20 protein-coding genes are annotated in these 22,954 nt (G+C 70.1%); 14 read left to right on the top strand and 6 right to left on the bottom strand.

Features of this window, described 5'->3' with window-relative positions; genetic code table 11:
- Position 1 precedes the first annotated feature (1 nt).
- Genes SOM19_RS10495 through tkt form a run of 3 tightly spaced genes read right to left on the bottom strand, consistent with a single transcriptional unit; the run spans position 2 to position 4,850 of the window.
- Positions 2–1,624 carry a phosphoglucose isomerase-related protein gene (locus SOM19_RS10495; protein WP_320486460.1) on the bottom strand — a complete coding sequence of 541 codons (1,623 nt, stop codon included), beginning with the start codon at positions 1,622–1,624 and terminating at the stop codon, positions 2–4.
- Positions 1,621–2,739, bottom strand: a complete 1,119-nt coding sequence (tal, locus tag SOM19_RS10490; RefSeq protein WP_320486459.1) for a transaldolase — start codon at positions 2,737–2,739, stop codon at positions 1,621–1,623. Before tal ends, SOM19_RS10495 begins: the two co-directional genes overlap by 4 nt.
- A complete protein-coding gene (gene tkt / locus SOM19_RS10485) occupies positions 2,736–4,850 on the bottom strand; it encodes a transketolase (protein WP_320486458.1) in 2,115 nt (704 codons plus the stop codon). Before tkt ends, tal begins: the two co-directional genes overlap by 4 nt.
- A 315-nt stretch (positions 4,851–5,165) precedes the next feature.
- Here tkt and SOM19_RS10480 point away from each other — a divergent pair, with 315 nt between their 5' ends.
- Positions 5,166–6,107, top strand: a complete 942-nt coding sequence (locus tag SOM19_RS10480; protein ID WP_320486457.1) for a heme o synthase — start codon at positions 5,166–5,168, stop codon at positions 6,105–6,107.
- Between the two features lie 22 nt (positions 6,108–6,129).
- On the opposite strand, the gene SOM19_RS10475 is transcribed toward SOM19_RS10480, so the two are convergent.
- The 3 genes from SOM19_RS10475 to SOM19_RS10465 form a co-directional block, all read right to left on the bottom strand.
- On the bottom strand, positions 6,130–7,704 hold the full coding sequence (locus SOM19_RS10475) for a Na+/H+ antiporter (protein WP_320486456.1): 1,575 nt from the start codon (positions 7,702–7,704) through the stop codon (positions 6,130–6,132).
- 94 nt (positions 7,705–7,798) lie between these two features.
- The gene (locus tag SOM19_RS10470; protein ID WP_320486455.1) at positions 7,799–8,206 is read right to left on the bottom strand and encodes a dinucleotide-utilizing enzyme; all 408 of its coding nucleotides are present in this window, start codon (positions 8,204–8,206) and stop codon (positions 7,799–7,801) included.
- A 110-nt stretch (positions 8,207–8,316) separates the two neighbouring features.
- Positions 8,317–9,336 (bottom strand): COX15/CtaA family protein, encoded by a 1,020-nt coding sequence (locus tag SOM19_RS10465; protein ID WP_320486454.1) that lies wholly within the window; start codon positions 9,334–9,336, stop codon positions 8,317–8,319.
- Positions 9,337–9,590: 254 nt separating this feature from the next.
- On the opposite strand from SOM19_RS10465, the gene sufB reads away from it, so the two are divergent.
- The 13 genes from sufB (at position 9,591) to SOM19_RS10400 (ending at position 22,927) form a co-directional block, all read left to right on the top strand.
- Positions 9,591–11,009, top strand: a complete 1,419-nt coding sequence (gene sufB / locus SOM19_RS10460; RefSeq protein ID WP_320486453.1) for a Fe-S cluster assembly protein SufB — start codon at positions 9,591–9,593, stop codon at positions 11,007–11,009.
- Positions 11,009–12,199, top strand: coding sequence for a Fe-S cluster assembly protein SufD (gene sufD, locus SOM19_RS10455; RefSeq protein ID WP_320486452.1), 1,191 nt, complete (start codon positions 11,009–11,011; stop codon positions 12,197–12,199). Before sufB ends, sufD begins: the two co-directional genes overlap by 1 nt.
- Entirely contained in the window at positions 12,196–12,522 is a 327-nt protein-coding gene (locus tag SOM19_RS10450; RefSeq protein ID WP_320486451.1) for a non-heme iron oxygenase ferredoxin subunit, read from the top strand. Before sufD ends, SOM19_RS10450 begins: the two co-directional genes overlap by 4 nt.
- On the top strand, positions 12,523–13,317 hold the full coding sequence (sufC, locus tag SOM19_RS10445) for a Fe-S cluster assembly ATPase SufC (protein WP_320486450.1): 795 nt from the start codon (positions 12,523–12,525) through the stop codon (positions 13,315–13,317).
- Positions 13,318–13,326: 9 nt separating this feature from the next.
- Positions 13,327–13,656, top strand: coding sequence for a metal-sulfur cluster assembly factor (locus tag SOM19_RS10440; protein WP_320486449.1), 330 nt, complete (start codon positions 13,327–13,329; stop codon positions 13,654–13,656).
- Positions 13,657–13,725: 69 nt separating this feature from the next.
- Complete coding sequence (locus tag SOM19_RS10435; protein WP_320486448.1) at positions 13,726–14,883, top strand: MalY/PatB family protein; 1,158 nt, start codon at positions 13,726–13,728, stop codon at positions 14,881–14,883.
- Complete coding sequence (locus tag SOM19_RS10430; protein WP_320486447.1) at positions 14,880–16,271, top strand: MFS transporter; 1,392 nt, start codon at positions 14,880–14,882, stop codon at positions 16,269–16,271. The genes SOM19_RS10435 and SOM19_RS10430 overlap by 4 nt, the downstream gene beginning before the upstream one ends.
- Before the next feature lie 32 nt (positions 16,272–16,303).
- Positions 16,304–17,248: a siderophore-interacting protein gene (locus SOM19_RS10425; protein WP_320486446.1), complete on the top strand. Its 945-nt coding sequence runs from the start codon at positions 16,304–16,306 to the stop codon at positions 17,246–17,248.
- On the top strand, positions 17,245–18,255 hold the full coding sequence (locus tag SOM19_RS10420; RefSeq protein WP_320486445.1) for a FecCD family ABC transporter permease: 1,011 nt from the start codon (positions 17,245–17,247) through the stop codon (positions 18,253–18,255). The genes SOM19_RS10425 and SOM19_RS10420 overlap by 4 nt, the downstream gene beginning before the upstream one ends.
- Positions 18,252–19,271 carry a FecCD family ABC transporter permease gene (locus SOM19_RS10415; RefSeq protein ID WP_320486444.1) on the top strand — a complete coding sequence of 340 codons (1,020 nt, stop codon included), beginning with the start codon at positions 18,252–18,254 and terminating at the stop codon, positions 19,269–19,271. Before SOM19_RS10420 ends, SOM19_RS10415 begins: the two co-directional genes overlap by 4 nt.
- Positions 19,268–20,089, top strand: coding sequence for an ABC transporter ATP-binding protein (locus SOM19_RS10410; RefSeq protein ID WP_320486443.1), 822 nt, complete (start codon positions 19,268–19,270; stop codon positions 20,087–20,089). Before SOM19_RS10415 ends, SOM19_RS10410 begins: the two co-directional genes overlap by 4 nt.
- A gap of 24 nt (positions 20,090–20,113) precedes the next feature.
- Positions 20,114–21,154 carry an ABC transporter substrate-binding protein gene (locus SOM19_RS10405; protein ID WP_320486442.1) on the top strand — a complete coding sequence of 347 codons (1,041 nt, stop codon included), beginning with the start codon at positions 20,114–20,116 and terminating at the stop codon, positions 21,152–21,154.
- Between the two features lie 174 nt (positions 21,155–21,328).
- On the top strand, positions 21,329–22,927 hold the full coding sequence (locus SOM19_RS10400; RefSeq protein ID WP_320486441.1) for an ABC-F family ATP-binding cassette domain-containing protein: 1,599 nt from the start codon (positions 21,329–21,331) through the stop codon (positions 22,925–22,927).
- Positions 22,928–22,954: the final 27 nt, after the last annotated feature.

Here is a 22,954-nt window from a genome sequence, read left to right as displayed (position 1 = left end):
CCTACTGGGCGGCCTCGAAGAGCGACAGCACTTCGATCCGGGGGTCGGTGAGCGTGATCGTGACGACCGGCCGGCCGTGTCCGTCGGCGAGGACGGAGGCATCGCCTGCCGCCTGCGCCTGGATGAGCTGGCCGAACGTGAACGGACGGGCGGGGATCTCGAGATCGACATCGGTCTGCTCGAGGATCTGGAGGAACACCCCGTTCGCGGGTCCGCCCTTGTGGAACTGTCCGGTCGAGTGCAGGAACCGGGGTCCCCAGCCGAACGTCGTCGGTCGACCGGAGTCGGCGGCGACGAGCTCGCGGAGCCCCTGGAGCTGGTCGAGCTCGAGGCGGTTGACGTACGCCTGGATGGCGACGTACCCGTCCTCCGGCAGCCGTGCCCACAGGGCGTCGAGGACGCCGGCGACGGTTCCGGATGCGGCGAGTGCAGGATCGGAGACCCGCACCTCCACGCCCGCGACCGCGAAGGCCGGGGCGGTGGGCTCGGGGCGGGCGTCCAGCAGGCCACGCGTCGCGATCTTGGCCGACTCGACGTCGGGCTGATCGAAGGGGTTGATGCCGAGCATCCGGCCCGCGATCACGGTCGCGTACTCCCACACGACGAACTGCGCGCCGAGCGATCCGCTGACGAGCACCTCGTCCTCGTGGTGCTCGAAGAAGTGGAACTTCTTCGCCTCGTCGACGAGCCGCACGATCTGCAGGTCGGCGGGCCGGTTCTCCACCTCGGGCGAGACGGGGAGCAGGACGACCGGGAGGATGCCGGTGCCCTCCTTGCCCGTCGACTCGGCGACGAGCTGCTCGATCCAGTCGGGAAGCCCGACGATGTGCGTGCCGTCGGTGATGAGTCCCAGCTTGTCGCGACGCGGGTCGCCGCCGGCGATGGCCGCGGCCAGCACGAGCGCCGGGTTGTCGGGACTGTCGATCGCGACTTCGAGGAGCGTGGCCTCGGCCTCATCGAGGATCTCCGCGATGTCGACGCCCGCGAGACCGGTGGGGACCAGGCCGAACGCGGTCAGGGCCGAGTACCGCCCGCCGACGGTCGGGTCGGCGTTGAACACCGTGTAGCCGTCCGCTCGCGCGGCCTGATCCAGCGGCGAGCCGGGATCGGTCACGACGACGATCCGCTCGAGCGGATCGATGCCGAGGTCGCGGAAGGCGGCCTCGAACGCGCGCTTGGCCGAGTCGGTCTCGACGGTCGAGCCCGACTTCGACGACACCACGAGGACCGTCTTGGTGAGGTCCCCCTGCTGCGCATCGCCGTCGATCGCCGCCAGCACCTGGCCGGGCGCGGTCGAGTCGAGGATCACCAGCGGAACACCGGCGGTCTGCGCGATGACCTCGGGTGCGAGCGACGAGCCGCCCATGCCCGCGAGCACCACCCGGGTGACGCCCTTGGCGGCGAGCTGCTGGCGCAGGGCCTCGATCTGCGGGACGAGCGGGCGTGAGACGGTGACCGCCTGCACCCACCCGAGACGCTGGGATGCCTCGGCCTCGGCCTCGGGGCCCCACAGCGACCCGTCGCCTGCCGTGACGCCCGACGCCACGAGGCCGGCCACCAGGCCGGGCAGCGTCTCGTCGACGACGGACTTGACGTGGCCGCTCAGGTGGATGTCGAAGCTCATCGCGCGACCTTGGCGTTCTCCAGGGCGGTGGCGACGGTCTGCTGCAGGTCGTGCCACGAGGCGATGAACTTGTCGACGCCCTCGTCCTCGAGCACCTGGGTGACGTCGGCGAAGTCGACACCGACGGCGGCGAGGTCGGCGAAGACCTTGTGCGCGGCCTCATAGGTGCCGGTGACGGTGTCGCCCGCGACCTCGCCGTGGTCGAACGTCGCCTCGAGCGTCTTCTCCGGCATGGTGTTGACGGTGTCGGGAGCGACGAGCTCGGTCACGTAGAGCGTGTCGGGAAGCGACGGGTCCTTGACGCCGGTGGAGGCCCACAGCGGGCGCTGGCGGTTGGCGCCGGCATTCGTGAGCGCGGTGGCGCGGCTGGAGCCGAACTCCTGCTCGTAGAGCTCGTAGGCGAGACGGGCGTTGGCCACGCCGGCGAGCGACTTCAGCCCGAGAGCCTCGTCCGTTCCGATCGCGGTGAGGCGCTTGTCGACCTCGGAGTCCACGCGCGAGACGAAGAACGACGCGACCGAGTGGATCTGCGAGAGGTCGTGACCGGCGTCCTTCGCCTGTTCGATGCCGGAGAGGTACGCGTCGATGACCGCCGCGTAGCGCTCGAGGCTGAAGATCAGGGTGACGTTGACCGAGATGCCCTCGGCGAGCACCGCCGTGATGGCCGGGAGTCCCGCCTTCGTCGCGGGGATCTTGATGTGCACGTTCGGGCGGCCGACCGTGGCCCACAGCTCCTTGGCCTGGGCGATGGTGGCCGTGGTGTCGTGCGCCAGGTCGGGGGAGACCTCGATCGAGACGCGTCCGTCGACGCCCTTGGTGGCGTCGTAGACGGGACGGAAGATGTCGGCGGCGTCGCGCACGTCGTCGGTGGTCGCGGCGAAGATCGCCTCGTCGACGCTTGCGCCGCTGCTCGCCAGCTCGGCGATCTGAGCGTCGTAGGAATCTCCGCCGCCGCCGATCGCGCCCTGGAAGATGGTCGGGTTCGTCGTCACGCCGCTGACGTTGCGGGTGCTGATGAGCTCCGTCAGGTTGCCGGACGTGATGCGCTGGCGCGACAGGTCGTCGAGCCAGATGCTGACGCCCTGGGCGGCGAGCTGTTCGGTGGGGGTGCTCATGCGTTCTCCTTGAGGGTCTCGCGCGCCGCCTGGACGACGGCCTCGGCAGTGATGCCGAACTTCTGGAAGAGGGTCTTGTAATCGGCGGATGCGCCGAAGTGCTCGATCGACACCGAGCGACCGCGATCGCCGACGATGTCGCGCCAGGTGAGGCCTATGCCGGCCTCCACCGACACGCGGGCCGTCACGGCCTTGGGCAGCACCGACTCGCGGTATGCCTCGTCCTGCTCGGCGAACCACTCCAGCGAGGGCGCCGACACGACGCGGGCGTTGACGCCCTCGGCCGCGAGGGTCTCGCGCGCGGCCACCGCGAGCTGCACCTCGGAGCCGGTGGCGACGAGGATCACATCCGGCGTGCCGTTCGGAGCCTCGGCGAGGACGTAGGCGCCCTTGGCGACGAACTCTGCCGACGCGAAGGTGTCTCCGGATGCCTCGCCACCGTTTTCGTCATCGGCACTGGCGCGCGGGAACACCGGGATGTTCTGGCGGGTCAGCGCGATGCCGGCGGGTCCGCCGTTGCGGCGGAGGATCTCGAGCCACGCGACCGCGGTCTCATTGGCGTCCGCGGGGCGGACGACGTTGAAGTTGGGGATGGCGCGCAGGGTCGCGAGCTGCTCGATCGGCTGGTGCGTGGGGCCGTCCTCGCCGAGCGCGACGGAGTCGTGCGTCCACACGAAGATCGACGGGATGTCCATCAGCGCGGCCAGACGCACCGACGGGCGCATGTAGTCGCTGAAGATGAGGAACGTGCCGCCGAACGCCCGCGTCGGGCCGTGGAGCACGATGCCGTTGACGATCGCGCCCATGGCGTGCTCGCGGATGCCGAAGTGCAGCACACGGCCGTAGGGGTCGCCGGACCACTCGTGCGTCGACCACTCGGACGGGATGAACGAGCTGGAGTCCTTGATCGTGGTGAGGTTCGACTCGGCGAGGTCGGCGGAGCCGCCCCACAGCTCGGGGAGCTCGGCGGCGAGGGCGTTGATGACCACACCGGATGCAGCGCGCGTGGACACCTCCTTGCCCGCCTCGAACGTCGGCAGCGCCTCGGCGATGCCTTCGGGCAGCTCGCGAGCGGCGAGCCGGTCGAACAGCGCCTTGCGCTCCGGGTTCGCGGCGGCCCAGGCGTCGAACTGCTCCTGCCAGGCCGCGTGGGCCTCGGCCGCGCGGTCCTTGAGGCTCCGCGAGTGGGCGAGGACGTCGTCGGCGACGACGAAGCTCTGCTCGGGGTCGAAGCCGAGAACCTTCTTGGTGGCGGCGAGCTCATCGGCGCCGAGCGCCGAGCCGTGGATCTTTCCGGTGTTCTGCTTGCCGGGGGACGGCCAGCCGATGATGGTGCGCAGCACGATCAGGGACGGCTTGGACGTCTCGCCCTTGGCCGCCTCGATGGCGGCGTGGAGCTCGGCGACGTCCTCGACGTACTCGCCGGTCTTCTTCCAGTCCACCGTCTGCACGTGCCAGCCGTAGGACTCGTAGCGCTTCGCGACATCCTCGGTGAAGGCGACGTTGGTGTCGTCCTCGATCGAGATCTGATTGGAGTCGTAGATCGCGATGAGGTTGCCGAGCTGCTGGTGGCCGGCGAGCGAGGACGCCTCGCTCGTGATGCCCTCCTGCAGGTCGCCGTCGCCGGCGATCACGTAGATGTGGTGGTCGAACGGCGACTCGCCGGCCGCGGCATCCGGATCGAAGAGACCGCGCTCGTAGCGGGCGGCGTAGGCGAAGCCGACCGACGAGGCGAGCCCCTGGCCCAGGGGGCCGGTGGTGATCTCGACGCCGTCGGTGTGTCCGAACTCGGGGTGACCCGGTGTCAGCGAACCCCACGTGCGGAGTGCCTTGAGGTCATCGAGCTCGAGCCCGAAGCCGCCCAGGTACAGCTGCACGTACTGCGTCAGCGAGGAGTGCCCCGCCGAGAGGATGAACCGGTCTCGCCCCGGCCAGTGCACATCCGACGGATCGTGGCGGAGCACGTGCTGGTAGAGCAGGTAGGCCGCGGGGGCGAGGCTCATGGCCGTGCCCGGGTGGCCGTTGCCCACCTTCTCCACGGCGTCTGCTGCCAGCACGCGAGCGGTGTCCACCGCGCGCCGATCGATCTCATCCCAACGCAGTTCCGACACGGGACCGCCTCTCTCATGAAGGTGCGCCCAGACAGGGCCGGTCCGCGTCCTTGTCCGGATGGAGAAGGGGGTCGGCTCGGGGCGCGCGTGTGTTTTCAGCATAGCGAAGGGGCATGCCACCCCGGCCATGTGAGCCGCTGTGTGACAGAGTCTTGCGGAGCTCCGCTCGGGTTCCGTGTCAGCCCCGTGTCGCCGGGGTGACGTTCTGCTCACGCGCGGGCGAACGGGATTGTGAGCGGTATACGGCGCGCCCCGGGCGGCCGGCGCCGATGCCATAGACTTAAGCGATTTCTGAACGCGGCGATAGCGGGGGCGATGGACATCACGACGACAGCACGGGCCGGGGCAACCGCTCAGGCGACCGGCGGGTCCCGCCAGCCGTTCGGCCGCACTGTCCGGGCCTACATCGCGCTCATGAAGCCGCGGGTGCTCGAGCTGCTGCTCGTGACGACCGTCCCGGTGATGATCCTCGCGCAGGGCGGCCTGCCCGACCTGTGGCTCGTGCTCGCCACGGTGATCGGCGGAACGGCCAGCGCCGGATCGGCCGCGGCGTTCAACATGTACCTCGATCGCGACATCGACGCGCACATGCAGCGCACCGTCAACCGGCCGCTCGTCACGGGTGAGGTGTCGCCCCGCGGCGCACTGATCTTCGCGTGGTCCCTCGCGGTGGGATCGACCGTCTGGCTGTGGCTCACGACGAACTGGCTCGCGGCCACGCTGTCGGCGGCCGCGATCTTCTTCTACGTCGTGATCTACACGATGATCCTCAAGCGCCGCACCGAGCAGAACATCGTGTGGGGCGGCATCGCGGGGTGCTTCCCGGTGCTCATCGGCTGGACCGCCGTGACCGGCTCCCTCGCCTGGCCGCCGGTGATCCTCTTCGCCCTCGTCTTCCTCTGGACGCCGCCGCACTACTGGCCGCTCTCGATGAAGTACAAGGAGCAGTACGAAGAGGTCAACGTCCCGATGCTCGGCGCCACCCGCAACGGGTCGCAGGTCGGCCTCCAGGTCATCCTCTACGCGTGGGCGACCGTCGCGTGCTCGCTGCTGCTGATCCCCGTCGCCGACATGGGGCTCGTCTACATCGTGTCGGCCGTCGTCTTCGGCGGGTGGTTCATCTACGAGTCGCACCGCCTGTACAACCGCGCCGTGCGGGGCACCGAGCCGCGCCCCATGCGCGTGTTCCACGCGTCGATCACGTACCTCACGCTCATCTTCGTCGCGATCGCCGTCGACCCGCTGCTGCCCTTCTGAGCCCGGCCGGCTCGCGGCCGGCTCACTCCGCCCGAGGGTACTGAGCTCGCAGCGCGGTCTCCTCGGCGTCGATCGCCTGTAGCGCGGCCACGATCGCGGGCTCCTGGTAGCGACCCTCCCGGCGCGCCAGCAGCACCGCGCCGCGCTCGGCCTCGAGCATGGCCCGGCGCAGCCGGAGCTTCGACTCGAGCTGGGGGATCGAGGCATCCGGCCCGTACAGCTCGAGCGTCTCGCCGAGGAACCCCGCCTCGGTGCGGAGCAGCTCGACGATGCGGGGCTCGTCCGAGGCGGTGACCTCGTCGTCGAGCGTGCGAAGCCCAGCCCGGCGCGCTTCCGCCATGAGCAGGCGGCGCTCGGTGAGCTCCTGCATGCGACTCGGCCGCGGCAGGTGCAGGCGCCGGATGATCCAGGGCAGCGCCAGGCCGCCGATCAGGCTCGCCACGACCACCACGAACGCGAGGAACTGGAGGTACTCGCGCTCGGGCGTCTCGGGCGGCAGCAGGAACACGGCGGCGAGGGTGACCACGCCTCGCACTCCTGCGGATGACACGGCGATGCCGTTTCCCCACGCCCAGCTGCGCTCTCGCAGGCGCTGCGGGCCCTTGCGGTAGAGGAGCGTGGTCGCCATCACCCAGGCGAACCGCGACACGACGAGCACGAGCAGGATGCCGAGGCATATGACCACGGTCTGCCAGACGCCCGGTCCGGTGCGGACCGCGCCGGCGAGGATCCCGCTGAGGTTCAGGCCGATGAACAGGAACACGGCGTTCTCGAGGAGGAACTGGATCGTCTTCCAGTTCACCCGCTCGGCCACCCGAGCCTCGGCGGAGGCCACCGACGGCGCGCGGAACCCCATGTAGAGACCGGCGACGACCACGGCGAGCACGCCGGACCCGTGGACGAGCTCGGCGAGCAGGAAGGTCGCGAACGGCGTGACCAGGATGAGGCTCGTGTCGAGCACCGGGGAGTGCAGCTGCGCCCGCACGAGCGAGACGAGCCAGCCGACGCCGAACCCGATGGCGACCCCGGCCAGCACCGCCACGACGAACTCGATCGCGATGTCGGCAGGAGTGACGACGCTCACGATCGCGGCGATCGACGCGTTGAGGGCGACGAGCGCCGTCGCGTCGTTGAGCAGGCTCTCGCCCTCGAGGATCGTGACGACCCGGCGCGGGAGGCCCAGCCGCCCGGCGATCGCGGTGACGGCGATGGCGTCGGTCGGCGCCACGACGGCGGCGAAGGCGAACGCGGCCGCAAGCGTGATCGCCGGCACCAGGAGGTACGTGGCGAACCCGACGGTGACGACCGTGAACGCGACCAGTCCCACCGAGAGGAGCAGGATGCTGTCGCGGCGAGCCCGCACGTCGATCACGGACGTGCGGATCGCCGCGGCGAACAGCAGCGGCGGCAGGATGCCGTAGAGGATCAGGTCCGGCTCGACGGTCACCTGCGGGATGCCGGGGACGAAGGAGACGATTCCGCCGACCGCGACGAGTGCGACGGGCGCCGACCAGCCCATGCGGCCGACCAGGCCGGTGACGGTCACGGTGGTCAGGACGAAGAGGACGATCCAGGTGATCGATGCGACAGGGTCCACGGAGTCAGTATCGGGCCTTCCGCACGCAGAAGGCCCGCTCCCCGCACGATCGGATGATCGGGCGGGGGAGCGGGCCTGTGTCAGCGCGCGGGGATCAGCGGGCCGGAGCGACGCCCGGCTCGGCGGCGGCGGGCTCGTCGACAGCGGGGGCAACGACGGCGGGCGCGTCGACGGGGGCGACGTCGTCCTGCACGTCGGCCTCGGTCCAGTCGAGGGGCTCGACGACCTCGACGGGCGCGTGCGGGCGGAGCGTGGACACGGCCGCGACTGCGAGCGCCAGCAGTACGCCGATCACGCCGGCGCCGAGCAGGATGCCGCCGACGATGGCGGTCGTCTGGCCGACGTAAACGGTCACGTTCGTCGCGGTGCCGTCGGTGAGCTCGGTGGTCATGGTCCCGAGCTTGTCGACGAGGAGGAAGGCTCCGGTGGCGGCGGTCGCCGCCGATCCGGCCAGGAGCGCCCAGAACGGGATGCTGCGGACGAGGCTGGGGCGGGTGTTCATGTGAGATGACTCCTCGGTTGGGTGGCCGGTGCGGCCGGGGCATCCATCACCCTCGCAACGTGTTCCGTGCGAGACCGATGGCTGGGCTATGGATCTCCTGTGTGCCGGCGTCAGGCCCGGCGGGCGTCCGCCGCAGGAGCGATGTGCGGGTCGAGGGGCGCCGAGACCGGTGCCTTCAGGTTCATCACCACGACGGTCATCGCGGCGACGAGCATCACCGCCAGGACCATGTGGATGTTCACCAGCCAGATCGGGAGGCCGGTGCGCGCCTGCCAGAGGCCCACCACGATCTGCGTCAGCTCGACGGCGAGGAGGAGCCCGGTCCACAGTCGGAGACGCAGGACCGGGTCGGTGCGCTGCGCGCCGACGACCAGCGCGATCGTGAGCGCGAAGGTGATGTAGGCGGGCCACGAGTGCACGTGCTGCATGAACTCCGGGTTCAGCCCGTTGCGTGCGGCGCCCCCGTCGCCGGCGTGCGGACCGGATCCGGTGACCAGAATGCCCACGACGACCGTCACGAGGACGAGCGCCGTCGTGACGTGCGTGGTGACCGCGTACCACCGCGGGACGGCCAGCTCGCGCGGCCCGGGCGTCGCGTAGACGCGGACGACCAGGACCGCCGCGAGGGCCACCAGGACGACGGACGCGAAGTAGTGCAGCCCCACGACGTACGGGTTGAGGTTCGTGAGGACCGTGATGCCGCCGATGATCGCCTGCAGCGGCACGTACAGGCCGATCGCGAGGGAGAGCCAGAACAGGTCGGGGCGCTCCCGGCGCATGCGCACCACGAACAGGAACATGAGGATCGCGACGGCGACCAGCACGAACGTCAGCAGGCGGTTGCCGAACTCGATGACACCGTGGATGCCCATCTCCGGCGTGTTGACGAGCGAACCGGGCGTGCACTGGGGCCAGGTCGGGCAGCCGAGCCCCGATCCGGTGAGGCGCACCAGCCCGCCCGTTCCGACGATGCCGATCTGCACGACGAGCGTCGCCCACGCCAGCGCGACGACGCGGCGATCGATCGTCGCCGGCAGCCAGTTCCAGAAGCGACGCCACAGCGCGGCTCCGTAACGGGCGGCACGCTGCCCGAATCCCGTGTCGGCGGTGGTCGTCGGTGGCACGGACATGCGGGGGGTCGCCTCCTGGGGCCGGTTCCGCACGCCAGGGCCGCGACATGCGGGGCCCGGTGCCGGGGTGGAACCTGTAGAATCAAGGGGTCGGTTGCGCGCGCCCTCGGCGCTGCGCACCACTGACAGTCTAGGCGCGATGGCCAGCGCCACTTGAGAGGGCCCACGAGCGGCATTCCCCCTCCGGTAACTCCACCGGAGGAGCCGGAATGCCGGGGCGGATGAACCGCCAGGACCCGGAGGAGAACGTGACGATGTCTGATGTGCTGATCGATCGCCCAGAGCTGAACAGCCTGGGTGTGTACGAGTTCGGGTGGCATGACGCCGATGCCGCGGGTGCCGTCGCCAAACGAGGCATCGACGAGGGCGTCGTGCGCGGCATCTCCGCGCTCAAGAGCGAGCCCGAATGGATGCTGAAGACGCGCCTCAAGGGCCATCAGCTCTTCGGCCGCAAGCCGATGCCGACGTGGGGCGCCGACCTCAGCGAGATCGACTTCGACAACATCAAGTACTTCGTGCGGTCCACCGAGAAGCAGGCGGGCTCGTGGGAGGAACTCCCCGAGGACATCCGCAACACGTACGAGCGTCTCGGCATCCCCGAGGCCGAGCGCCAGCGTCTCGTCTCCGGCGTCGCCGCGCAGTACGAGTCCGAGGTCGTGTACCACCAGATCAACGAGCAGCTCGAGGCTCAGGGCGTCATCTTCATGGACACCGACACCGCGCTGCGCGAGCACCCCGAGTTCTTCGAGGAGTACTTCGGCACGGTCATCCCGGCCGGCGACAACAAGTTCGCGGCGCTCAACACCGCCGTCTGGTCGGGCGGCTCCTTCGTCTACGTGCCCCCGGGCGTGCACGTCGAGATCCCGCTGCAGGCCTACTTCCGCATCAACACCGAGAACATGGGCCAGTTCGAGCGGACGCTCATCATCGCCGACGAGGGCTCGTACGTGCACTACATCGAGGGCTGCACGGCTCCCATCTACAAGAGCGACTCGCTGCACTCCGCGGTCGTCGAGATCATCGTCAAGAAGAACGCCCGCGTGCGCTACACGACGATCCAGAACTGGTCGAACAACGTCTACAACCTGGTCACCAAGCGGGCCATCGCCCACGAGGGCGCCACCATGGAGTGGATCGACGGCAACATCGGATCCAAGGTCACGATGAAGTACCCGTCGATCTTCCTCGTCGGCGAGCACGCCAAGGGCGAGACCCTGTCCGTGGCGTTCGCCGGTCCCGGCCAGCACCAGGACGCGGGCGCCAAGATGGTCCACATGGCGCCGTACACCCAGTCGTCGATCGTCTCGAAGTCGATCGCGCGGGGCGGCGGCCGTGCCGGGTACCGCGGCGAGGTGAGGGTGGAGGCCAATGCGCACCACTCCGCCAACACCGTGCGGTGCGACGCGCTGCTGGTCGACTCGATCTCACGGTCCGACACGTATCCCGCGATCGACATCCGCGTCGACGACGTGCAGCTCGGTCACGAGGCCACTGTCTCCAAGGTCAGCGAAGAGCAGCTCTTCTACCTCCAGTCCCGCGGCATGCCCGAGGACGAGGCGATGGCCATGATCGTGCGCGGCTTCATCGAGCCGATCGCCCGGGAGCTGCCGATGGAGTACGCGCTCGAACTCAACAAGCTCATCGAGATGGGCATGGAAGGATCCGTCGGCTAGTGAGCTCCGTGACTCAGGCCCCCGCCACCATTCCCGGAGCGAAGGGCCACACCGACGGTGCCGGCGCCTTCGTGCCGGTGCAGACCCGTGACGAGCGACTCCGCTCGTACGATCCCTCCGACTTCGACGCCCCGACGGGTCGCGAGGTCAACTGGAAGCACACGCCGATCGACAAGCTCGCGGCTCTCTTCGTCGACGAGGCCGGTCCGCACGGCGTGATCGAGGTCGACGTGCACGCTCCCGACGGGCTCGTGCAGCAGCGGCTCACCGCAGGCACCGCCCCGCGGGGGGAGGTGTTCCAGCCCGACGATCTCGCCAGTGCCATCGCCTGGAAGCAGGAGACCGAGGCGCCCCTGCTCCGGATCCCGGCCGGTGCCGAGTTCGCCGAGCCGATCGTGGTGAACCTCAAGGGCACGGGCGGCCTGGCGCATGCCCACGTCGTGATCGAGGCCGAGGCGAACGCGCATGCGACCGTGGTCCTTCGCCATGCCGGTGCCGCGATCCACGCGCAGAACGTCGAGATCATCGTGCGCGACGGCGCTCACCTCACGGTGGTGTCGGTGCAGAACTGGGACGACGAGTCCGTGCACGCGGCATCCCATCAGGCACGCGTCGCGCGCGATGCGACCCTTCGCCATGTCGTGGTCAGCTTCGGCGGCGGCGTCGTGCGCGTGAATCCCAGTGTCGAGCTCGCCGGCACCGGCTCACGCGCCGAGCTCTACGGTCTCAGCTACTCCGACGCCGGCCAGCACCTCGAGAGCCAGGTGTACCTGCACCACAAGGGCACCGACACCACCGGCGACGTGCTCTACAAGGGCGCCCTGCAGGGCGCGGGGGCTCGAAGCGTCTGGATCGGCGACGTGCTCATCGGACCGGATGCCGTGGGCACCGACTCGTACGAGGCGAACCGCAACCTCGTCCTCACCGACGGCGCCCGCGCCGAGTCGATCCCGAACCTCGAGATCCAGACCGGCGACATCCGCGGCGCCGGCCACGCGAGCGCGACGGGTCGCTTCGATGACGAGCAGCTCTTCTACCTGCAGGCCCGGGGTATCGAGGAGGCGGAGGCGCGACGCCTCGTGGTCCTCGGCTTCCTGGCCGAGATCGTGCAGAAGATCGGCGTTCCCTCGCTCGAGGCGGAGCTCTTCGCCGCCATCGAGGACGAGCTCGCCCGGGAGGTCGCCCGATGAGCGCCCAGCGCGTCTGCGCGCTCAGCGAGCTCGAGCAGGACACGGCCATCCGCGTGGAAGTCGACGGCGTGCCGATGGCCGTCGTGCTCGACTCGGCCGGCGAGGTGCACGCGATCGGCGACACCTGCACGCACGGCGACATCTCCCTCGCCGAGGGCTTCGTCGACGGCGACACGCTGGAATGCTGGGCCCACGGGTCGGCGTTCTCGCTGAGCACCGGCAAGCCCCTCAATCTCCCCGCGTACGAGCCGGTCCCGGTGTTCGCGGTCACCATCGACGGCGATGACGTTCTCATCGATCCCGCCATCAAGAAGGAAGTCTGAATGCCTGTCCTCGAGATCCGCGACCTGCACGTGACGGTCGAGACGGATGCCGGAACCACTCCCATCCTCAACGGTGTGACGCTCACGATCCGCACCGGTGAGACCCACGCCATCATGGGCCCCAACGGCTCGGGCAAGTCGACGCTCGCGTACACGATCGCCGGCCACCCGAAGTACACGGTGACCAGCGGTTCGATCTCGCTCGACGGCGAGGACGTCCTGGCGATGACCGTCGACGAGCGCGCTCGGGCAGGCCTCTTCCTGGCGATGCAGTATCCGGTGGAGATCCCCGGCGTCACGGTCACCAACTTCCTGCGCACCGCGAAGACTGCGATCGAGGGCGAAGCCCCGCCGATCCGCACGTGGACGAAGGATGTCAAGCAGTCCATGAAGAACCTGCGGATGGACCCGAAGTTCGCGCAGCGCAACGTCAACGAGGGCTTCTCGGGCGGTGAGAAGAAGCGTCACGAGATCCTTCAGCTCGAACTGCTGCGTCCGCAGCTGGCCATTCTCGACGAGACGGACTCCGGCCTCGATGTCGACGCGCTCAAGATCGTCTCCGAGGGCGTCAACCGCGCCAAGGAGCAGACCGATCTGGGCGTGCTCCTCATCACGCACTACACGCGCATCCTCCGCTACATCCGTCCCGACTACGTCCACGTCATGGTGGGCGGTCGCATCGTCGAGGAAGGCGGCCCCGAACTCGCCGACCGCCTCGAGGACGAGGGCTACGACCGCTACCTCCCCTCGGGTGAGGAAGAGCCCGCTGATGCCCCCGTCGGCAGCGAAGCGTAGAATCGTTACATGACCGCAACGCTCACACCCGAGAAGTACGACGAGGTCACCGAAGCTCTCAAGGACGTGATGGACCCCGAGCTCGGGATCAACGTCGTCGACCTCGGCCTCATCTACGATCTCGGCTGGGACGATGAGAACGACGCGCTGGTCATCCACATGACCCTCACGTCCGCGGGGTGCCCGCTCACCGACGTGCTCGAGGAGCAGACCGCTCAGTCGCTCGACGAGGTCGTGGACCGCTTCCGCATCAACTGGGTCTGGATGCCGCCGTGGGGCCCGGAGCGCATCACCGACGACGGACGCGACATGATGCGCGCCCTCGGCTTCGCGATCTGACCACCGGCTCTCATGTCGTCCGGTGACGCCGGACACGAGTCGCCGAGGCCGTATGGCTAGGCTCGTCGAGTGAGCGTCGTCCCCCTTCAGGCCCTTCCGATCGAGCAGCTGAGACAGCGTTCCAGCACGAAGTGGCGCAAGTACGGGGACGACGTGCTCCCGTTCTTCGTGGCCGAGACCGACTATCCCGCGGCGCCCGCGATCGCCGCGGCGCTGTCGCGCGCGGTCGACCTCGGCGACACCGGCTACACGCCCCCCGACCCCGGAGTCGCAGACGCCTACGCCGGGTTCGCCGCGCGTCGCTTCGGCTGGGAGGTGGATCCCGCCCGGATCCGGACGACGTGCGACGTGATGATGGCGATCGTCGAGATCCTGCGCCGGGTGACCGAGCCGGCGGATCGCGTCATCGTCACCACGCCGGTCTATCCGCCGTTCTTCGAGTGCATCCCGGAGGCGGGCGCCGTCGTCGAGCGCGTGCCCCTGGTCGACACGGGCACCGGCTGGGAGCTCGATCTCCTGGGCATCGAAGCAGCGCTTGCGGGCGGGGCACGAGCGGTCCTGCTGTGCAACCCGCACAATCCGACCGGCACGGTGCACTCACGCGAAACCCTCGCCGCCCTCGCGGACCTCGCGGCCGCATTCGGCGCGGTGGTCATCAGCGACGAGATCCACGCACCGCTCATCCATCGTGGGGCGACCTTCACGCCGTTCCTCGATGCTTCCCCGGTCGCCGCCCGCGTGGGCTACGCGGTGGTGAGCGCGAGCAAGGCTTTCAACCTCGCCGGCCTCAAGTGCGCGCTGATGGTGACGGCCGACGACCACACCTCGAAGGTCGTGCGGTCGCTTCCGGCGGAGGTGGAGTGGCGCACCGGCCTGTTCGGGGCGATCGCGGCGGTGGCGGCGTTCTCTGCGGAGAGCGACGCGTGGCTGGATGCCCAGCTGGCGGCCCTCGACGAGAACCGCGTGCTGCTGGGTGCCCTGCTCGCCGAGCATGTCCCTGCCGCGCGCTATCGCGTCCCGGACGCCGGGTTCCTCGCCTGGGTCGACCTGTCCGAGCTGGGCTGGGGCGACAATCCCGCGGTGAGGATCCGGCGGGAGGTCGACGTCGCGTTCCACCTCGGGCCGTACTTCGGCGAGGAAGGCCGCGGCCATGTCCGGATCAACTTCGGCTGCTCGCCCGAGCTGCTGACCGAGGCCGTTCGCCGGGTGGGTAGCCTGGTCGGATGAGCACCACACCCGTCGACTCCACGACGGGGATCTGGCAGTCCCGCTACGTCTGGGTCACGGTCGGTGCCGTCGCCCTGATCTTCCTTGCGGCGATGCAGTCGCTCGCTGTGACCACGGTGATGCCCGTCGTGAGCGCCGACCTCGACGGCGACGCCCTCTACGCCGTCGCCTTCGCCGGCACGCTGGCCACGAGCGTCATCGGCATGGTCGCCGTCGGCGCCTGGTGCGACCGCGGGGGAGTCCTCGCTCCGCTGACGGCCGCGGTCCTGCTCTTCGTGATCGGTCTCGTGATCGCGGGCTTCGCGGCGAGCATGCCCGTCCTGGTGGTCGGCCGGCTCGTGCAGGGACTGGGCACCGGCGGCCAGACCGTCGCCCTCTACGTCGTCGTCGCCCGCGTCTATCCGGCGGCTCTGCACGGCCGGGTGTTCGCGGCCTTCTCCGCCGCCTGGGTGGTTCCGTCGCTCATCGGGCCCTTCCTCGCCGGCGCCGTCACCGAGTTCCTGCACTGGCGGTGGGTGTTCCTCGGCGTCGCGGGACTCACCGTCGTCGCCTTCACCATGGTCGTCGTACGACTGCACGGTCTCCCGCTGCACACCGATGAGCCCGCCACCGGCCGCATCCTGCCGCGCCTGGCCTGCGCGTTCGCGGTGGCGGCCGGAGCGCTCGCCCTGAGCCTCGCCGGGGGACTCGGCCCGTACGCGTGGGTGGTGGTGGCGGCATCCGCTCTGGTGATCGGCCTCGCGTCGCGACCGCTCCTGCCCCGGGGCACGCTGCGGGCCGCCCGCGGCCTGCCCAGCGTGGTGCTGATGCGCGGCCTGATCGCGGGATCGCTGTTCGGCGCCGAGATCTACGTGCCCTACCTGCTGATCGACCACTACGACTTCTCGCCGACTTGGGCCGGGCTGGGGCTCACCGCCGCAGCGATCGCCTGGGCGGTCGCGGCCGACGTGCAGGGGCGATTCGGCGACCGGCTGGGCAATGCCCGCATCACGGTGATCGGGACGACGCTGCTCGTGACCTCGACTGTCGTGGCCGGTCTCACCGCCGCGTTCGGCCTGCCTCCGGCCGTGCTCATCGCGGGCTGGGCCTTCGCGGGCGGAGGAATGGGCCTCATGTACCCGCGCCTCACGGTGCTCACGCTCGCGTATTCGACCCCGCAGAACCAGGGGTTCAACTCGTCTGCGCTGTCGATCTCGGATTCCGTGGGTGCGGCCACGGCGATCGCCGCGATGGGACTGGTCTTCACCGCGCTGGTGGGGACGGATGCCGCGTTCCCCGCCGTGTTCGCCATCGCCACCGCTCTCGCCCTGCTGGCGCTCGTTCCCGGGCTGCGGCTCGGACACGCCCACGAGGACCCGGCGACAACCCACACGCGGGCGTCGATTTGAGGTCCGAGGGCAGGTAAGGCTAGCCTAACTGTGTGAGTTCTTCGACTGCCGTTCGCACGCGCCCCGCGTACCGCCCCTATGCCGCGACCGTGGCTGATGTGCATCGGCTGTCGCCTCACTTCGTCCGCGTGACCTTCACCGGACCGGACTTCGATGTGTTCGGCACGGCCGGCCTCGACCAGCGGATCAAGCTGATTCTCCCGCTGCCGGACGGCACGCTCAGCGACATCGGCCAGCACGACGACGAGGCGATCGACGCCGGGGACTGGTTCACGACGTGGCGCGAGCTCCCGTCGGAGGTGCGCAGCCCGCTTCGCACCTACACCGTCCGCCGCGTCGAGCCCTCCGCGCGCCGGCTCGTCGTGGACTTCGTGGTGCACCACGACGCCGGTCCCGCCGGCAGCTGGGCCGAGGCTGCCGCCGTGGGCCAGGAGATCGTCGTGGTCGGGCCCGATCAGCGCAGCGAAGGCTTCCGCCTCGGACTGGACTGGCACCCGGGCACCGCCCGTCGGCTCTTCCTGGCGGGCGATGAGACCGCCGCGCCCGCGATCTGCGCGATCCTCGAGTCGCTCGACGACTCGTACGAGGTCGACGCCTTCATCGAAGTGCCGACCGCGGCGGATCGCCTCACCCTCGACCTGCCGGAGTCGTTCCGGGTCTCCTGGGTGGCGCGCGAAGACGCAGACCACGGCGCGACGCTGGCCCACGCGGTCACCGCCTGGACCTCCACCGCCGGCGAGGTGCTCGCCCGCGCCGCCGCGCCGCGGCGCCAGGAGCTCGCCGACATCGACGTCGACACCGACATGCTGTGGGACAGCCCGGAGGACTCCGACGGCGAGTTCTACGCGTGGATCGCCGGCGAGTCTGCGATGGTCAAGGGACTCCGCCGTCACTTCGTGCAGGGATGCGGCGTCGATCGCAAGCGCGTGGCGTTCATGGGGTACTGGCGGCTCGGACAGTCCGAGCGCGAGGAATGACGACCGCGCGCGACCGGCGCGGGCGTCTGCTGCTGGTCCTCGCGTTCGCCCTGCTGCTGGTCATGATCGTGGTGAGCCTCATGATCGGGGCGCGGCCGGTCTCTCCGTGGGTCGTCATCGACGCTCTCCTGCGCCCGGACATGTCCATCGCCGATCACAGCGTCATCGTCACCCAGCGGGTGCCGCGCACGATCATCGGCATCGTGGCGGGCGCTGCGCTGGCACTGGCCGGCACCCTGATGCAGGGCCTCACGCGCAACCCACTGGCGGACCCCGGACTGCTGGGCGTCAACGCGGGCGCGTCGGTCGCCGTGCTGGCGGCGATCACGCTCTGGGGCATCACGTCGCCGTCGGGCTTCGTCTGGTTCGCCTTCGCCGGGGCGGCGATCGCCTCCGTCGTGGTCGCGATCATCGGAACCCGCGGACCTGACGGGTCGAATCCCGCGAAGCTGGCGCTGACGGGCGCCGCGATCACCGCCGGACTCACCGCGGTGACGACCCTGATCCTCACCACGTCCATCACCGCGTTCGACGTGTTCCGGTACTGGCAGGTCGGCGGCCTCACCGCTCGCGGGCTCGACACCATCGCCGTCGTCATCGTGCCCATCGCCGTCGGCGCGGTCATCGCGCTCACCTCGGCGCGCGGGCTCGACCTCATGGCGCTCGGGGAGGACACCGCCACCGGGCTCGGGCACAGCGTGGCCCGCACCCGCGCGCTCGGCATCGTGGCGACCGTGCTCCTGTGCGGCGGCGCGACGGCCATCGCCGGTCCGATCGTGTTCCTCGGGCTGCTGGTGCCGCACGCGCTCCGGGCGCTCGTGGGCGGCGACTACCGCTGGCTGCTCGCCATCGGCGCCCCGGTCGGCGCCATCGTGCTCCTCGCCGCGGACGTGCTCGGTCGCGTGATCGCTCCTCCCGGCGAGATCCAGGCCGGACTGGTCGTCGCGTTCGTGGGTGCGCCCGTGCTCATCTCACTCGTCCTGCGCCGAGGGAGGGTGACGCTGTGACCTCGTCGGTCCTCGAGATCCGCTCGCGCGTGGGCCGCCGTCGCACACTCGTCGTCACGGCGGCATTGATCGGCGCCCTGGCGATCGCGATCGTCTCCCTGTCGGTCGGCGACTATCCGATCGCCCTCCCCGACCTGTGGCGCACGCTCTGGGGCGGGGGAGATCGCGCACAGTCGTACGTCGTGTTCCAGGTGCGCGCACCCCGTCTCGCGATGGCTCTCCTGGTCGGCGCCTCGCTCGGCGCGGCCGGCGCTCTGCTGCAGTCCCTGCTCGGGAATCCGCTCGCGAGCCCCGATCTGCTGGGCATCAGCGGCGGAGCCGGCGCCGCTGCGGTGTTCGCGATCCTCGTCCTCGGCACGAGCGGTCCGCTGCTCGCCATCGCCGCCTTCGCCGGAGGGCTGGTCGTGGCCGCGTTCCTCCTGCTCGCCGGCCGGCATCGTGCCGACGGCGGCTACCGGCTCATCCTCGCCGGTGTCGGCGTCGCCTTCCTCTGCGTCGCCGTGACGAACTACCTGATGGTGCGTGCCCAGGTCGAGCTGGCTCAGTCCGCGCTGATCTGGCTGACCGGCAGCCTCGCGTCGACCCCGTGGTGGAACGTCGTGACGGTGCTCGTCGTGGCCATCGCCGCCTCACCCTTCGTGTTCGCCAGCGCCAGGTGGCTGCCGTTGACCCAGATGGGGGCGCCGACGGCCGCGTCGCTCGGCGTGCGTTTCTCCATCGTGCGCCTCGTGACCGTGCTCACCGCGGTGCTCCTCACCGCGGTGACCTGCGCCTTCGTCGGTCCCATCGCCTTCATCGCGCTGTGCGCGCCCGCGATCGCCCGTCCGCTGCTCGGCCACGGCGCGATCGGCATCGGCACGAGCGCGGTGATCGGAGCGGTGCTGCTGGCGGCGTCCGACCTGGTCGCTCAGTTCGCGCTGCCGGGACTGTCCGTCCCTGTCGGCGTGGTCACCGGCGCCGTTGGCGCGGTCTTCCTCCTGTGGCTCCTCGCGACGTCGAAAGGACGACACCTGTGACCTCCGCCTCCGCACCCCGCCTGACGGCGCGCGGCCTCGCCGCCGGCTATCCCGGCCGGCGGGTGATCGAGGACCTCGACCTCGACTTCGCGCCCGGCCGGATGACGATGATCATCGGGGCGAACGCCTGCGGCAAGTCCACGCTGCTGAGCGTCCTCGCCCGGGTCAACGATCCGCTCGCCGGCCGCGTCGAGCTGGACGGCACCGACATCGCCACTCTGCCGCGCCGACGCTTCGCGCAGACCGTGGGGCTGCTGCCGCAGCATCCCACCGCTCCCGACGGCCTCACCGTCGCCGAGCTCGTCTCGCGAGGTCGCCACCCCCACCGGGGCGTCTTCCAGCGATGGAGCGCCTCCGACACCGCGCGCGTCGACGACGCCATGGCGAAGACCGGCGTCGCAGCACTCGCCGACCGGCCCGTCGGAGACCTCTCCGGAGGCCAGCGCCAGCGCGTGTGGATCGCGATGGCGCTCGCCCAGGAGCCCCGCGTGCTGCTCCTCGACGAGCCCACGACGTTCCTCGACCTGAGCCACCAGATCGAGGTGCTGGACCTCCTGCGCACTCTCAATCGGACCGACGGCACGACGATCGTCGTCGTCCTGCACGAGCTCAACCTCGCGGCCCGGTACGCCGACGACCTCATCGTCATGAGCGGCGGCCGCGTCGTCGCGCACGGTGCGCCCACCGACGTGCTGACACGCGAGGTCGTGTCCCAGGCGTTCGACCTCGAGGCGCTCGTCATCCCCGACCCCCTCACCTCCACCCCCCTCGTCATCCCCGTCCCGGGCGGCGCCCACGCCGCCGCGGACGAGGCCTGACGCGACCGAAAGGAAACACCCCGCATGTCCGCACTGCACTCCCGCCTCAGCGCGCTCGTCGCGCTGACGGTGGCCGGCGGCCTCGTGCTGTCCGGCTGCGCCGGCGCCGCCGAGCCCGAGACGTCCGGATCGGGCGCCGCCGGCTCCGGCTCGGCCGAGAGCCTCCCCGTCACGTTCGAGCACATCTACGGTGAGACCACCCTGGAGACCGTCCCCGAGCGGGTCGCCACGTGGGGCTGGGGCGCCACCGACGCCGTGCTCGCCCTCGGTATCGTGCCGGTCGCGATCCCGTCGTCCGAGTACGGCGGCGGCGACAACCTCATCACCCCCTGGGTCGAAGAGGCGATCGCGGAATCGGGCGGCGAAGAGCCCGTCATCCTCGACAACGCGAGCTACGAGCTCTCCGTCGAGGAGCTGCTGGCGACCGACCCCGATGTCCTCATCGCCTCCTACTCGGGGCTCACGCAGGAGGAGTACGACGCCGTGACCGGCGCCGGCATCCCGGTGCTCGCACCGGCGGAGGAGGTGTGGTCCACGCCGTGGCGCGATGTGATCTCCGACACCGGCGCGGCACTGGGCCTCGACGCGGAGGCCGAGCAGCTGCTCGCGGACCTCGACGCGCAGGTCGCCGACGCCGCAGCCGAGCACCCCGAGTTCGAGGGCACCTCGATCGCGTACGCGGCCGACGACGTCGACACCTTCTACCTGTATCTGCCGGCCGATCCGCGCGTCGAGATCCTCGAGGACCTGGGCTTCGTGAGCGCCGAGGCGGTCACCGCCCTGGACACGGGGGAGTCCCCGTTCTACACGACCGTGAGCGGCGAGAACCTCGATCAGATCGACGCCGAGGTGATCTTCACCCAGGTCGACACCCAGGAGCAGCTCGACACGTTCCTCACGTCGGCGCGCACGCAGCTGATCCCGGGCGTCGCCGCGGGTGCGGTGGGTGCGATCGTCGGCGAGGAGAACGTCGCCGCGATCACGCCGACGGCTCTCACGCTGCCCTGGATCCTGCCCGACATGGTCGACCAGCTCGCCACCGCGACGGCGGCCGCGAAGGGCTGACCAGCTGTAACGCCCACGAGAGCCCCGGCCATCGGCCGGGGCTCTCTTGTGCTCCGGCGACATCGGGGTCTCACAAGGGCAGGCGCACGACCGACGCACAGGGTCGCGGACCTATACTGGGAGGCTGGCCGTTCGGCCACTCTCTCACTCCACCGAAGGAACGGACGTTTCGCTGTGCTCGCCGTGCACGACCTCGAGATCCGCGTGGGCGCCCGCGTGCTCATGTCCGACGTGTCGTTCCGCGTCTCCGCCGGCGACAAGGTCGGCCTGGTCGGCCGCAACGGCGCCGGCAAGACGACGCTGACGAAGGTGCTGGCCGGCGATCTGCCCCCCGCCGACGGCAAGGTCGAGCGCACCGGCGAGCTGGGCTATCTGCCGCAGGACCCGCGCAGCGGGGACCCGGCCATGCTCGCCCGCACCCGCATCCTCGACGCCCGCGGACTCGGCACCCTCGCGATCGAGATGAACGACGCGGCCACGGCGATGGGTGACGAGGACGAGAAGGTCGCCGCAAAGGCGATGAAGCGCTACTCCCACCTCACCGAGCGGTTCGAATCGCTCGGCGGCTACACCGCCGAGGCGGAGGCGGCGACGATCTCGCACAACCTGTCGCTGCCCGACCGTCTGCTCGACCAGCCGCTGAGCACCCTCTCCGGCGGACAGCGCCGTCGCATCGAGCTCGCGCGCATCCTCTTCTCGAACGCGGACTCGATGATCCTCGACGAGCCCACCAACCACCTGGACGCGGACAGCGTCGTGTGGCTGCGGGAGTTCCTGAAGAACTACAAGGGCGGGCTGATCGTGATCAGCCACGATGTGGAGCTCGTCGGCGAAACGGTCAACCGCGTGTTCTACCTGGATGCCAACCGTCAGGTCATCGACACCTACAACATGAACTGGAAGAACTACCTGCGCCAGCGGGTCGCCGACGAGGAGCGCCGCAAGAAGGAGCGCGCCGGAGTCGAGAAGAAGGCGACGCAGCTGCAGATGCAGGCCGCACGGTTCGGCGCGAAGGCATCCAAGGCCGCGGCCGCGCATCAGATGGTCGCCCGCGCCGAGAAGATGCTCTCCGGGCTCGACGACGTGCGTCAGGAGGAGCGCGTCGCGAAGCTCCGGTTCCCGAAGCCGGCACCCTGCGGCAAGACGCCGCTCATGGCATCGGGCCTGTCGAAGTCGTACGGATCCCTGGAGATCTTCACCGACGTCGACCTCGCGATCGATCGCGGATCGAAGGTCGTGATCCTCGGCTTCAACGGAGCCGGCAAGACGACGCTGCTGCGCATCCTCGCGGGCGTCGACCAGCCCGACACGGGGCAGCTCGAGCCCGGCCACGGCTTGAAGATCGGCTATTACGCGCAGGAGCACGAGAACCTCGACGTCAATCGGTCCGTTCTCGAGAACATGATGTCGGCGGCTCCGGACATCACCGCGACCGAGGCCCGCAAGGTGCTCGGATCGTTCCTCTTCACCGGTGACGACGTGCTCAAGCCCGCGGGCGTTCTCTCCGGCGGCGAGAAGACGCGCCTCTCGCTCGCGACGCTCGTCGTCTCGAGCGCCAACATGCTGCTGCTCGACGAGCCGACCAACAACCTCGACCCGGCGTCACGCGAGGAGATCCTCGGTGCGCTCTCGCACTACGAGGGTGCCGTGGTGCTCGTCTCGCACGACGAGGGCGCCGTCGAGGCCCTCAATCCCGAGCGTGTGCTCATCCTCCCCGACGGCGTCGAAGACATCTGGGGCCGCGACTACGCGGACCTGATCACGCTCGCCTGAGTCGTACCGCAGCGCGCCTGGTGCGCC

This window comes from Microbacterium sp. CFBP9034, from assembly GCF_034045255.1.
Classification (GTDB): Bacteria; Actinomycetota; Actinomycetes; order Actinomycetales; family Microbacteriaceae; genus Microbacterium.
The sequence above is the reverse complement of the archived record's forward strand: the minus strand, read 5'-3'. Positions and strand labels throughout refer to the sequence as shown.

Bases quoted from the DNA above. Each gene is read 5' to 3' on its own strand.
- SOM19_RS10495 (WP_320486460.1), bottom strand. From the start codon at position 1,624: ATGAGCTTCGACATCCACCTGAGCGGCCACGTCAAGTCCGTCGTCGAC.
- tal (WP_320486459.1), bottom strand. From the start codon at position 2,739: ATGAGCACCCCCACCGAACAGCTCGCCGCCCAGGGCGTCAGCATCTGG.
- SOM19_RS10480 (WP_320486457.1), top strand. From the start codon at position 5,166: ATGGACATCACGACGACAGCACGGGCCGGGGCAACCGCTCAGGCGACC.
- SOM19_RS10470 (WP_320486455.1), bottom strand. From the start codon at position 8,206: ATGAACACCCGCCCCAGCCTCGTCCGCAGCATCCCGTTCTGGGCGCTC.
- SOM19_RS10465 (WP_320486454.1), bottom strand. From the start codon at position 9,336: ATGTCCGTGCCACCGACGACCACCGCCGACACGGGATTCGGGCAGCGT.
- sufB (WP_320486453.1), top strand. From the start codon at position 9,591: ATGTCTGATGTGCTGATCGATCGCCCAGAGCTGAACAGCCTGGGTGTG.
- SOM19_RS10450 (WP_320486451.1), top strand. From the start codon at position 12,196: ATGAGCGCCCAGCGCGTCTGCGCGCTCAGCGAGCTCGAGCAGGACACG.
- sufC (WP_320486450.1), top strand. From the start codon at position 12,523: ATGCCTGTCCTCGAGATCCGCGACCTGCACGTGACGGTCGAGACGGAT.
- SOM19_RS10440 (WP_320486449.1), top strand. From the start codon at position 13,327: ATGACCGCAACGCTCACACCCGAGAAGTACGACGAGGTCACCGAAGCT.
- SOM19_RS10430 (WP_320486447.1), top strand. From the start codon at position 14,880: ATGAGCACCACACCCGTCGACTCCACGACGGGGATCTGGCAGTCCCGC.
- SOM19_RS10420 (WP_320486445.1), top strand. From the start codon at position 17,245: ATGACGACCGCGCGCGACCGGCGCGGGCGTCTGCTGCTGGTCCTCGCG.
- SOM19_RS10405 (WP_320486442.1), top strand. From the start codon at position 20,114: ATGTCCGCACTGCACTCCCGCCTCAGCGCGCTCGTCGCGCTGACGGTG.